9 protein-coding genes and 1 pseudogene are annotated in these 12,650 nt (G+C 42.3%); all 10 read right to left on the bottom strand.

From position 1 onward, the window contains the following. Positions 1-28 precede the first annotated feature (28 nt). The 10 genes and pseudogenes from EDD69_RS11520 to EDD69_RS11480 all read right to left on the bottom strand — a co-directional run bounded on the left by EDD69_RS11520 (position 29) and on the right by EDD69_RS11480 (position 12,618). Complete coding sequence (locus EDD69_RS11520; protein WP_132949149.1) at positions 29-1,510, bottom strand: aldehyde dehydrogenase family protein; 1,482 nt, start codon at positions 1,508-1,510, stop codon at positions 29-31. A 67-nt stretch (positions 1,511-1,577) separates the two neighbouring features. Then, positions 1,578-2,753: an LL-diaminopimelate aminotransferase gene (locus tag EDD69_RS11515; protein ID WP_132949107.1), complete on the bottom strand. Its 1,176-nt coding sequence runs from the start codon at positions 2,751-2,753 to the stop codon at positions 1,578-1,580. 272 nt (positions 2,754-3,025) lie between these two features. After that, positions 3,026-3,181, bottom strand: a complete 156-nt coding sequence (locus EDD69_RS15410) for a hypothetical protein (protein WP_165871785.1) — start codon at positions 3,179-3,181, stop codon at positions 3,026-3,028. A gap of 117 nt (positions 3,182-3,298) precedes the next feature. Then, positions 3,299-4,365 (bottom strand): annotated as a pseudogene (locus EDD69_RS11510) (PQQ-dependent sugar dehydrogenase). Between the two features lie 113 nt (positions 4,366-4,478). Next, positions 4,479-5,303, bottom strand: coding sequence for an ABC transporter ATP-binding protein (locus tag EDD69_RS11505; protein WP_132949106.1), 825 nt, complete (start codon positions 5,301-5,303; stop codon positions 4,479-4,481). Positions 5,304-5,671: 368 nt separating this feature from the next. Beyond that, entirely contained in the window at positions 5,672-7,252 is a 1,581-nt protein-coding gene (locus EDD69_RS11500; RefSeq protein WP_132949105.1) for a SagB family peptide dehydrogenase, read from the bottom strand. A gap of 12 nt (positions 7,253-7,264) precedes the next feature. Then, positions 7,265-9,208 carry a TOMM precursor leader peptide-binding protein gene (locus EDD69_RS11495; protein WP_132949104.1) on the bottom strand — a complete coding sequence of 648 codons (1,944 nt, stop codon included), beginning with the start codon at positions 9,206-9,208 and terminating at the stop codon, positions 7,265-7,267. Next, positions 9,208-11,172 (bottom strand): putative thiazole-containing bacteriocin maturation protein, encoded by a 1,965-nt coding sequence (locus tag EDD69_RS11490; RefSeq protein ID WP_132949103.1) that lies wholly within the window; start codon positions 11,170-11,172, stop codon positions 9,208-9,210. The genes EDD69_RS11495 and EDD69_RS11490 overlap by 1 nt, the downstream gene beginning before the upstream one ends. A 158-nt stretch (positions 11,173-11,330) precedes the next feature. Next, entirely contained in the window at positions 11,331-11,597 is a 267-nt protein-coding gene (locus tag EDD69_RS11485) for a heterocycloanthracin/sonorensin family bacteriocin (protein WP_424565363.1), read from the bottom strand. Positions 11,598-12,324: 727 nt separating this feature from the next. Continuing rightward, on the bottom strand, positions 12,325-12,618 hold the full coding sequence (locus tag EDD69_RS11480) for a hypothetical protein (protein ID WP_132949101.1): 294 nt from the start codon (positions 12,616-12,618) through the stop codon (positions 12,325-12,327). Positions 12,619-12,650 lie beyond the last annotated feature (32 nt).

Raw genomic sequence — 12,650 nt, 5'->3', positions numbered from 1 at the left:
CGCAGAAAAAGAAGAGGGGATGATGATTTTATTTATTATCAATCTGAGCTCTTTGTAACTTTCCGCTGTAATCTACATAAATGGATTTCCACTCCGTATAGACATCAAGAGCGGCTACCCCAGAATCTCGGTGTCCATTCCCTGTGCCTTTTGTACCGCCAAAAGGCAAGTGAATCTCTGCCCCGGTTGTGCCAGCGTTCACATATACAATTCCTGTATCAAAATCTCTCATTGCTTGAAAAACTCGATTCACATCACGAGAAAAAATAGAACTTGAAAGACCGAATTCAACGCTATTGTTCACTTCAATTGCTTCTTCTAGACTTTTAACCGGAATGATGGAAGTGACCGGACCAAAAATCTCTTCTTTTGCAATCGTCATTGATGGTTTAACATCTGTAAAGAGGGTTGGTGCATAATAATGACCTTTCTCTAATTCACCGTCAGTCAAAATTTTCCCTCCGCAAAGGAGTTTAGCTCCTTCTTTTATCCCGATTTTCACATACTTATCAATTTTTTGTAGAGAGGAGCGATTAATAACTGGACCCACATTTACTTCCTCATCAAGGCCATTGCCTATTTTTAATTCTGCAATGCGTTTGACTAATTTTTGCTCTAGTTCTTCTTTTACTGCTTCATGTACAATTACTCTGCTACATGCCGTACATCTTTGACCGGATGTACCAAATGCACTCCAGATGATTCCATCTACAGCAAGATCAAGATCTGCATCTTCTAGAACAGTCACTGCATTTTTTCCGCCCATTTCAAGGGATGTACGTTTTAGTAATCGACCAGCACGTTCATTGATTTGTCGTCCAACTTCATTTGAACCCGTAAATGATATGATGTCAATATCCGGATGATCTACAATTGCGTTTCCTACCACTCCACCGCTGCCAAATACAAGGTTCATCAGTCCTTTTGGCAACCCTGCTTCTTGATAAATTTTCACAAATTCTCCAGCGATGAATGGTGTTTCTGAAGCTGGTTTCCACACAACTGCATTTCCTGCCACTAATGCAGGTAGTGATTTCCAAGATGCAATGGCAATAGGGAAATTCCAAGGAGTGATAAGACCAGCAATTCCTACTGGAACTCGAACACTCATTGCAAATTTATTTCTAAGCTCTGACGGAACGGTGTCTCCAAAAAGTCGGCGCCCTTCTCCAGCCATATAATAAGCCATATCAATTGCTTCCTGAACTTCTCCTCTTGCTTCGCTAATCACTTTTCCCATTTCACTCGTCAAGATTTGAGCAAGTTCTTCTTTTCTCTCTTTTAATAATCTTGCAACTTCATAGAGAACTTCAGCTCTTTCGGGAGCTGGTACCAGCCTCCAAGATTTTTGAGCTTTTTTAGCAGCAAGAACCGCACGATCTACATCTTCTTTTGTAGACTGAGGCGCTTTTCCTAAAATTTCTCCCGTTGCCGGATTAACATTGGTGGAAAATTTACCTGAAACGGAAGGAACCCACTCGCCATCGATAAAATTTAAATAGCTCTTCACATCGCCACGGTCATTTCCTTTAAATCTTTCGTTTACTACAGTGTGATTATTCATTGATTATCTCCTCTCATTTTGGAGTAATTTTCACTTTTTTCTTTATTCGGTCAATCGCTTCGTAAAGAATATCATTTGGAAGGGATAGAGAAATTCTAAAATATCCTTCTCCGGATGGACCGAATGCATGACCAGGTGTAATAATGACTCCGGCTTGTTCTAGTACGCTCTCTGCAAATTCACTTGATGTGTATCCCTTAGGGGTTTTTGCCCAAATAAAAAACGATCCTTTAGGTGGTTCGACATGAATATCAATCGTTTTAAGACCTTCAATCATTGCCTTCATTCGTTCCCAGTAAATATCGTTGTGTTTTCTAATGCACGTTTGATCTCCATTTAGAGCATGGGCTGCTGCTAATTGAATGGGGGTAAACTGACCTGTATCGGTGTTGCTTTTATAGATCGATAATGCCTTAATCATTTCTTTGTTTCCAACAACATATCCAATCCTATATCCAGTCATGCTGTATGTTTTCGATAAAGACCCGAATTCTACAGCTACATCTTTTGCACCTTTGACTTGAAGAATACTCGGAGCTTTGTAATCTTGAAATGTGATCATGTTATAGGCTGAATCATGTGCAATTACGATATTGAATTTGCGGGCGAATGAAACGGCTTCTTCAAAAAACTCAAGGTTCGCTGTAGCAGCTGTCGGATTACTAGGATAATTCAAGAACATTAGCTTAGCTGAATCTAAAACCTCATCCGGAATATCCTTAAATTTTGGAAGGAAATTAAACTCTTTTCGCAAGGGCATATTATACACTTTTCCCTCTGCGAGATAAGTCGCCATTCGATACGGCGGATATCCGGGATCTGGAACTAGCACATAATCACCTGGGTTTATAATGGTAGGAACGATATGAGCAATCCCCTCTTTAGATCCTATTAAAGCCAGTACCTCTGTTTCAGGGTCTACATCTACATTGAATTGGCGCTTGTAAAAATTGGCTACAGCTTTTCTAAACTCAGAATTTCCAATAAAGCTAGGATATTTTGAGTTTTCAGGACGACGTATTTCTTCAATTAATTTGTCAACAATATGCTCTGGCGTAGGTAAATCAGGGTCGCCTATTCCCAAATCGATCACGTCAATTCCTGCTTTAATTAAACGTGCTTTTTTCTTGCTAAGTTCTGCAAACATATAAGGAGGAATTTGACTCATCTTGTTTGATTGGAGACTCACAGCATTTCACCCTCTTAATTTGTCATCCATCGAGAACGCTTTCATGTCTTAACTTTATATTTTTAGGTAAATGAAAACTATGTTGTTTTTAAACAAAAAATGTCTGGTCTTTAGAATGATAATTCGTTTATTTTAAACAAAAAAGAAAAGCTACCTTATAACAATGGTAAGGTAGCTTTTGGTATTTATAAATCTTGCTTCTTTCGAGAACAAATGACAATGGATAGGATGCACGTAGTAAAAAAAGTAAATACCTCCAAAGGGATATTTCATTATTTTTTGCTTTGTTGGTCTTTTATGTATTTGTTTCTTTCCATTCCATCTGATAATTCTTCTGAAAACTTATGCTCTGTTTGGAATTTAGAATTTTTAATATCAGCTGCAGATAAGTTGTTGTTTGGTGCGCTTTCTTCATTCCATTTACTCATAAGACATCCTCCTTTCTATACATAAGTATGTGCGTAAGGGTAAATTTTTTATTCTCTAAACATGCAGGAGTCGATTTTAATCGGCTTGGCCTCCCGGTTCCATAGATATTTTTCGCGTCAAATGGCTTTCGGGATTGGAATTTTGATTAATTTGTCATCATGTTTGACCGGCGTCCCTCTTCCATCCGTGTTGTTTGTGACAAAAAATAAATGATCTTCCAATATGAATACATCCCGCACGCGGCCTACATTGGAAACAATTTGTTTATATGTTTTATTTTTTAAATCGAACGCTAAAATCCCTTCCCCCCGCAGTTGTGCAACATACAAAATCCCTTGATGATAGGCAATTCCAGATGGCGCCCAAGTATGATCGCCTGAATGGAACAATGGTGTGATCATCCCCTCTTTCGTCTCATATCCTTGAATAAAAGGCCATCCATAATTTCCTTTCGGTTTAATCAGATTGATTTCGTCATGCGCAATTGAGCCATGCTCCGAGCCGAGCTATAAAGCTGACCTGTTTCATCCCATGCCAAGCCTTGTGGGTTGCGGTGTCCATAGCTGTAGACAAGGGAGTTGGGATAAGGATTATCGTTCGGTATTGTGCCGTCGAGATTCATTCGTAAAATTTTTCCGCCAAGAGATGTTTTGTCTTGAGCAATCATCGCATCTGTAGCATCTCCCGTTGTGATGTACAGTTTTTTGTCCGGTCCGATTTTTATTCTTCCGCCATGGTGAAAGCTTCCGCTTGGAATGTGGTCAAGCAAAACCTTTTCCTCAAACCATTCATTATTTTTTTCCCGTATTTCTACAACGCGATTAAATTGTCCGTTTTCATCCTCATATGTATAGTAAAGAAAAGCATCATTCTTTTTCTCGGGATGAAGCACAAAACCTAATACACCAGCTTCCGATGCCGTTGAAAGCTTCTTTTCTAAATGCAGCTTCTGTCTAATTTTTTCATCGCCTGTAATTTTCACAATGGAGCCAGTCCGCTCTGAAATATAAAAAGATGTCCCGTCCCAGTCGATCGCCCATGGCACACGTAAATCTTGAGCAATGATTTCCATATTATCGTTTTTATTTGTTTGTTGTACATTTTGAGGACTGTTTTCTTCTTGTTTTAAACAGCCTGTTAGAAGAAAAATGATGCCGATCATGATGAGAAGATATTTTTTCATCAAATTTTCCCTCCTTCTTTTAGCTTTTTGTTCTCTTACTCCTCGAGCCAATCCTGTGTGTTCTGCTGCTATAAAGCAATAAAGGAAACTTGGCACTCCTAAGTTTCCTTTATTTATTTTGATTCTGTCTTCGCCAATTTTGTCCAATCCATATTTTTATGTATAGAAGCCCATGGCCGATTATTTTCCCAATGAACTTTCATCGCCAATTGAAACGTCTTTGATAAACATTCATCTGTTAATACTTCCTCTTTTTGTCCTGCAGCTACAATTTGGCCCTCTTTTAACAATAATACGTGTGTCATCTCTTCTATAATTTCTTCAATATAATGAGTGACATACAGTACGTGACATTGTTGATGTGCAATAATTTCTTTCGTTAATGATAAAATGTCTTCCCTTGCTAAAATGTCTAATCCTACGGTCGGTTCGTCTAATATAAGCAATTTTGGCTTTGCCATTAATGCTCTTCCAATAAGTACCTTTCTTTTTTCTCCTTCTGATAATGTGTCATACGTTTTCCCTTTTAAATGATCGATTCGGAAAGATGTCATTAGCTGTTCAGCCTGTTCTCGATCCTCATCGGTCACATTTTCGTATAATCCGATCGTAGCGAATTTTCCGCTTATCACAATATCCTCTACTGTTTCCGATCTTAACGTTTGATTAAAACGGTCAAGAGAACTACTGACAAATCCGATTTGCTTTCGAAGCTCAGGCAAGTTCGTTTTCCCGAATTTATGTCCTAAAACAGAAACTTCCCCTTTTGTCGGATATTGATAGCCTGTTACGATATTTAATATGGATGTTTTTCCTGAACCGTTTAAACCTAATATGACCCAGTGTTCCTTTTCTTTTACTTCCCAATTTATGTCCTTTAAAATAACTCGATTTTCTCTTATCAAGGACACATTTTTCATGCTTATGACATTTTTCATTTCACACTACACCTCGATGTTAAATAAAGAATTATTACTACGTTATTACTCAATTCTCCTAAACTTTTTAGTAATTATAACATAATTTTGATTTTTTTGATATTTAACATGTTCACCGAGAAGTCTCCCACCTCTAAACAACATGTAGGTGGGAGAGGTTCATCTCTTAAACCAAACTGCCCATTGTTTCAACAAAAAAAACATTACTTCCTGCTTGTAGAAGTAATGCACCATTTAGCACATTATCGATCTGCTGAATTGAAACTCAATGTATTTATAAAAGAAAACTTAAGTGTGTGATCATTAAGTGGTCATGTGGCCAAACTGTTATCACCTCAATTAAAATCTAAGCTTTACTCTTGTCTCTCCTAGCTGCGCAAACTCCCTTTTAACCAGGCGCGAGGGCGGTAGTGACCGACTGGGAGCTGGATTAAGCTTGTTTTCCCTTTCGAATCGATCTCGTAAAGTTTATCACATGGGTTCACATCAAATCCGAGGAGCGGGTGCCCGCCCATTCCCATGGCAGACGCCGCCAAAAGCAGTCGTTGCACAAGCATACCCGCCTCCATTTGTTGAATGCGATATCCTCTGTACCCTAATTCCATTTTGAGGTGATCCTTGTCTCCCACCACATGTAGACAGAGTGGTACTTGGAACAGATGAACATTGTCCATTGACATTCCGGATTGCAGGAAGTGTCGATAATCTCCGAAACGTATCCGCCCTAACGCATGTGCAGCACTGTCATAGTAGTAAGCACCATCTGGAACACCTTCAACGTTATAAAAACAGCCATACAGTGAGACACGGGACTTCGGTTCCTCATGCTCTCCATCTAAATCATTTCGATACGAAAAAGAAAGCGTCGCCTCTTGTAACAAAGCGGCCAATTGTTCTTGACTTACCTTTCCCAAAACAAAATCCATATCTGGTGAATGTCGCTTCTGGCAGACTGACGCCAGATCATACGATAATCGCTTCGCGTAAGGCAGAACTACCGCTTGCATCCCACAGGTAACGTTCTTCTCTCCCTGAATCTGCCGAAACGATCGCGGTGATTCCAACATCGATGATTCATTCATTTTTCTCAGCATCGGATAATCAATAATCCTCCGTGACCGGACATAGTAATGGTGCTGAACTGCCGGCAATTCTCGGCACAATTCAGTGGCAGAGACGCTTTTTTCTAAGTTATGATCGTTATCAAACCAAGTGATTGAAGAATCCACAGATAATGGAATAACCGCATATACACTTTCTTCCTGTTCGGATAGTCCAAGCAGATGGTTGATGGCCTTATCAAGAAATTGGAAATACACTGACGATGCGAAGCCGAACCGTTTTGCTACTTCCAACAGCTGCCCGATTAGCACACCAGCATCCAATCCTTGCAGACGGTAGGCAAAATTATTGTATTTAAAAAAATTCTTCCAAAACATTGTCGATACAAAAACAACACCGAAACAAGCTGAAACGTCACATCGATTGCCCAGGACCTTAGTTAGATAGGAATCGAAATTGCCTTCTCGCAACAACACCAAGCGATGGTGTGCCAAATCGTAATGGTACACTCCATTTGGAACATCCTTCATCTTCAAATACACGTATAATTCATTTGGATACAACGCCCCTCCGGAGGGAACAAACCGCCGGTACAACTGCATGAGATTTACCGCTTGTTCCGTGGAATCCATAGAAAAAGCTAACTGGCAAAATTGAGTAAGGCCGAATACGTACCAGAGAAAATGACCTATTTCTTCTAGCCCGAGTTTTCCAGACGCTTTCCTTCCCTCGAGCGTTAACGGCACTTCTGAAGAAAGCGGAATCACGGGTAAATTACGGTACAGCTTATATGCAAGCGGTGCATCTTCCCAATCCACTTCCCAATCTGGCGGTACAATCTTATCGACGTCAAAATGAAGATTGTGTAAAAATGTCTCTAGTTTCATCCCTCCTGCCTCCTATGGGAACGGATGGGGATGTGGATTAAGTTGTTCAAGCGTGAGCGGTTGTTTCGTATACCCGAGTTCCATTGGTACCCGGAGCACCCTCTCGAGACCGGTCACGCGGGTAAGGTGATGCCCAAATGTCATCGGCAACATTCCCGGAATCAGCACTTTCACGCAATATAATCCGTTTCGTTTCGTTACGGGGGTTGTCTGGTCCACTACAATTACCTCGAGGTTCAATCGTCGAAACTTCTGAAGAATGTCCTGCAGGTCATCAGTCAAGTCTGCACTCTTCTTTGGACGCTTAAATTCCTCTGCAAACGTTCGCATCGGACGATTTTCATCCAACAAAAATCGCAGGCGCTCCTCTGCTTCCGGCAAACCGTACAGCATGCCGTGATCCTCCATCTGTTGTACTGAGAACGGATCGTGTAACATTTTCTCATATTCCTTTCGGTTTGCCTCCAATTTCTCGTCAAGCGTGAGCATCATGCCTGCTAACTCGTGAATCGCGCCTTTCACCGCACGTATGGGGTCCGGATGAGCTCCGGAAGCACAGATGAGATTCATTCCCTCTTGCTTCCTGTTTTTCGCCACGGCCCAGACGCTTGGAATCCCGTGCTCCATCGTCGAGTTGAAAAAATACAGATCATATCCCGCCACCACACGTACACGGTCGACCATCAACTGCAATTCTTTATCGTTAGCGGAACTAAGATCAAGACGCGGAAGAGGCAGCTGCGCATACCAAGTCATCAAGAATGAATCACGTTCGACCACTTCCAAAATGGCATGGAAAATTGCTTCCTCTAAACTTCCGCCTAATGCACATCCGTTGGAAGTTTCATAGACAAAGCCGTCCCCACAGCCCAAGCTGTAATATGCGAGCAGCTCTGGAACCAAAATCGGACGCTCTTGTAAAAACGAATAGCCCCATACCCAATTCATCGGACGCTCAGGATGAAACGGTTTGAACGGAAAATCAGGCCGCGCATACTGTTCCTTCGCATGCAATCCTACCGTTGCAGGGTTGAGCGCTTTATCTTCCAGGTTTCGGTAACTGTCATGAATCGTCGTCCGTTTGCCACGAGGTTCGATACCACAATATCTCTCCAAGCCTTCCAAAATAGCGGTTAACTCGCTAAGCTCATATGAATGAGTCCGGCCTGCTACTCCCTCGTCCCCCATAAACAATGGCATATTTACAATGACATCGGCGAACGGCAGCGTGAAATGATGCATTTTCCCATTCATGATTCCTGTTCGGTTATCTAGATAGTCTTTGGCCAAAACTTTTTTCAAATCCTCTATCGATCGACAACGGTAACTGTCAGGGCTGATCTTCGGACTTGGTTGCAGCGATATTCGGGCTTCTGTCGGCGAATCGTCAGGTAATTGACCGCATACAGGACATAACGGGTCGGGCAGAAAGAAGTGACATGAGTTCTTTAATGTCTTCAGGTTGATTAGGAACAACCTTTCTTCTAATTGGGCATGACTGCCTTCTAACACCCTCTGCGTCTCCATGCAGATCAGGTGAGCCATCTGCAAAAGTCCTGTTCGTGATGCCCATGCATCACGCTGTATTTCTCCTTGTATCGCCATCCTCTGTTGCAGCTCCCACATCTCATTACGGTCGTACCCCGCTATAAGGCGGCGAATGTCAGCACACTGAGAGCATCCCGATGTATTCGGGTGAACTAGCGGACCGATCACGCCCTCACCAAATGAAACGAAGCCCCGAAGCCATGGAATGCCTGACGATCGCAACACCTCTTCGGCCTTGTGATGAACGGAGGGATGCCAAGCATCGTGTAAAACCAGAGCAAAATCCGTTTCTTCCGGAACTTCTTCCTCGAAATCGATTTGCCGAACTACCTGATATTGAACGGACAATTTTTCATACACATAATCTGCCAATATTCCTTCTCCAACAATCAAGACGCAAGCATCCATCATGATTCCTCCTCTCGTAACAGCACACCAAACACTCCTGCCAGTTCCTCTTTCAAAAACGGTTCTATCGCTAAATCAAAGACGAAGAGCCGCATACTGTTTTGCTTCAAGACCTGCATGGCGGACTGCAAGAGCTCCAATTGTGTCATCTTTTCACAAGCGGGAATCTCAAGGCTTAATGACTCTTTTTCATTTAGAAGAATGGATGAATCGTCCAGCGCTTGCATTCTGTGTGAAGTTGTTTGATTTTGTGCGTTCATAAGCGACTGCTCTAACGCTTTCCGCAACGCCATTGTGATATTCAAACCAGCGCTTCCATACCAGCGACCGCTCGTGCCGACCCATACGACAGGAAAGCCTAACACTTTCTCTCCCAAGCCGATCGTCGGTGGTCCGTGCATCGTAGTCAGCGCCTGCAAATAAAATCTGCAATGTTCGTCTTCTATCGAATCCAACCGTACCCGAAAAATCGGTTCCCTTTGATTAACCTGTCGTTTGCTCAGCTTCTCGTCCAAGCATCTCTGCAATCCCCGGCAAATGCCTTCCGCGATCGTTTCCCCTGCCCCGACCCCGATAAATTCCTGTGGTGTGATCATACCAACCTCTTCTTCGTTGTTTAAGGATGCCGTAACGAGTAAATCTATCATTGGCGATACATACGCTTCAATCCCTGTCAATCCCGCTTCCCTCCGCGCTTCCTCATGTGTTAGACCTGCACAGATAACTTCAGGCAGAAGCTCAGCCGGTTCTTCCGATAGTGGGTTCACTGTTTGAACACAGCACTGGGCCAACGGGAGCTGCGTCAAGCCACCTTCCTCCCACATATGGAAAATTCCTGATTCTGTGGATGTCAACTGACTGAAATAATGAAACAATCTGCTCGGATCACCGCAACGCGAATTCTGTTTAAGACTCAAATCAAGATCTTGAACCAATTCAGCTGCCACACATTCAGTCGTCACCAGTGGATGTTTGATGAACGAATGCCAGTGACCTTCCAATGTTTCCAGATCGAGGAGGAAAAATTGATTCCTCTGTTCCGATTTCATCACTCCTGTCACTTTTTTGAATAATTCAAACACAATCACATTCGCCAACATCGCTCCCGCTGTTGAAGAAAAAGTTTGCAACGGCCGATCTTCGCGAAGCGCGGATCGGTGTATGCGACGCCATGCGGACTCCCAACATCCCTCAGAGTCCGGATGTACTAATGGACCCGCTAAACCTACTTGCTGCAGAGATATGGCGGGGAGAAACCCCTTCTTCTCTTCCCTGCAAACTGCGTGAAGAATCCGCAGCTCCTCTACATTGCCATCCTGCGAGACATATAAAACCCACTCAAACGGCTGCACCACTTCTCGCCAAGAAATCCCCTCCGCTCCCCTCTGTAGGGCGATCTCCTCTATTGCTACTTCGGAGTCCATTTTGCGGGCGTTTTCCTCCAGTTCCTTCAACCGCAGCCGATTAGTAGGCATCGAGTCTGTAACAAGAACATGGAACTTAGGCAATCCAGATTCGAGCAACGCAGAAACCAATGAGACGAAAAAAGGGCCAGAGCCGATTGCCAATACTTCAGATTGACGATATACTTGAAAACGGAACGCACCAGAATCGACAAAACTTTCTATAAATTCAATTTGTGAAGCATACTTTTTGAGAATCCTGCTCTCCAATTGATGCGGATAGTCTTGGCTCACATCCCGAACAAAACCGTTCTTGTACAGTATTTCTCCGATTTCATACACCCTGTTCCGATATGGAGCCGGTAATCCATCTATCAATTCTCCCAATGTGTGCTCACCGTTGAACATTGGCATCAGCTTTTCAATCCACTGATAGATGGTGCTGCCTTTCATACGAAATGAGATTGAGTTATTCCTAAAATACACACCCCCGTTTGGATCAGGGAGAAAAAACGTGTCTCTTTTCACCTTGAGACGCGAGGAAGCGTTCAGATTTGCCATTCTACCCCTCCTTATCCATGAGTTGTTCCTAAAGGCGTAGTATCATTTTATGTACTTCTATTTGTCCCTTATGATCATTTCATAAAGAGGAGCCCCTGCAGTAGATTATGCAGGGGCAGTCCATTCTTCTTAGGTCATCACCTTTTTGTGCTAGGGGGCTAGAAAGTGCCTCCAAAACCACCGCCCCAGCAATTGAAGCAGCTAAAGCAGTTAAAGCATCTAAAGCAGTTAAAACAACGTCCACCACAACGCCCAAAACATTGTCCGCCACAGCGTCCAAAACACTGTCCGCCACAACGTCCAAAACATTGTTGTCCACCGCAACGTCCTCCGCAGCGTCCACCGCATTGACGAGCATCACTAATAATGTAGGTCTGGGTTTGAGGATCCCAAACCATCACCTCTTCCGCCACGAAATCATCCATACCTAACATTTGAAGTTCATTTTGGAAATTATACATTTCACACCATCCTCTTGTTATAAATTGGTTGTTTCCACGATGTAACCAGAAACAGGAAAGGGGAGTAGGACGAAGGTAATCAGAAAGATAGCTGTGAAGCAGATAAATCCATCTACTCTCCTCAACAAAGTATGAGCTCTGTTAGGTTGTTGTTACTGATTGAAGGGCCTATTTTTATTGAGACTTCGTACAACCGTCTAAAAAAGAAATAGGAGGATCATGTGATTAACAAGGCTCTGTATAGTTCTTCTGTATAGTTCTAAGGATTGACCGCTATCTATGCGTGGACTGCATGGACTTTCCTACCATATTCCCTTCAATCGAATCTAGGAACCTATTTAGACGAACACCAGGAGTTATAATCGGATGAAATACAAAATAAGGAGAATAAATAATTTTTTTCTTATTACAATCATCATGTTGTTAACGATATCCCCATTTAGCGAGGTCCATAGCGAAAAAAGGCAGAAAATTTACATTAAGGTTGATTTATGGACTAAGGAGCTTTACGTAATTGAAGGTGGAAAAGTAATCCGAAGATATAAAATATCACCCTCAAAGAGTGAACCATTTACCAATAACGGGCGGAGTAACGAAAAGGGAGTATATATTATTAGGTATATTAGAATAATTTAATTCTCCCACTTCAAAAACATACGAAAAGTTTTTTTTTAAGTGGGAGTCATGTGATTTATTCACTTTTACGTTCTGGTTGATCGTTATTTTTTTTATTCCAATAGCTTCCTTCGCCAAAAAACTCCGCACACACGCCACTTAAAGACTGTAGTTTTTCAATAAATCCCCTTAAATCACAAGTGTGGAAAGTATCATGTAGTTCACGATTTTCTTCAGTAACAGAATAAACATGAACTTCCATACATCCATCCCATCTAACATTCACATCGAATTGACTGTTTTCACTTTCCAGCTCAAGGGCAACTGTTGCTCCATCCCCGTTCTTATGTTGTGTCTTAATGATCCACATAAAGCCACTTCCTTTCTTGTCGATTATACCCG

Source organism: Thermolongibacillus altinsuensis (assembly GCF_004341205.1).
Classification (GTDB): Bacteria; Bacillota; Bacilli; order Bacillales; family Anoxybacillaceae; genus Thermolongibacillus; species Thermolongibacillus altinsuensis.
The sequence above is the reverse complement of the archived record's forward strand: the minus strand, read 5'-3'. Positions and strand labels throughout refer to the sequence as shown.

Bases quoted from the DNA above. Each gene is read 5' to 3' on its own strand.
- EDD69_RS15410 (WP_165871785.1), bottom strand. From the start codon at position 3,181: ATGAGTAAATGGAATGAAGAAAGCGCACCAAACAACAACTTATCTGCA.
- EDD69_RS11505 (WP_132949106.1), bottom strand. From the start codon at position 5,303: ATGAAAAATGTCATAAGCATGAAAAATGTGTCCTTGATAAGAGAAAAT.
- EDD69_RS11500 (WP_132949105.1), bottom strand. From the start codon at position 7,252: ATGAAACTAGAGACATTTTTACACAATCTTCATTTTGACGTCGATAAG.
- EDD69_RS11495 (WP_132949104.1), bottom strand. From the start codon at position 9,208: ATGGATGCTTGCGTCTTGATTGTTGGAGAAGGAATATTGGCAGATTAT.
- EDD69_RS11490 (WP_132949103.1), bottom strand. From the start codon at position 11,172: ATGGCAAATCTGAACGCTTCCTCGCGTCTCAAGGTGAAAAGAGACACG.
- EDD69_RS11485 (WP_424565363.1), bottom strand. From the start codon at position 11,597: ATGGATGATTTCGTGGCGGAAGAGGTGATGGTTTGGGATCCTCAAACC.
- EDD69_RS11480 (WP_132949101.1), bottom strand. From the start codon at position 12,618: ATGTGGATCATTAAGACACAACATAAGAACGGGGATGGAGCAACAGTT.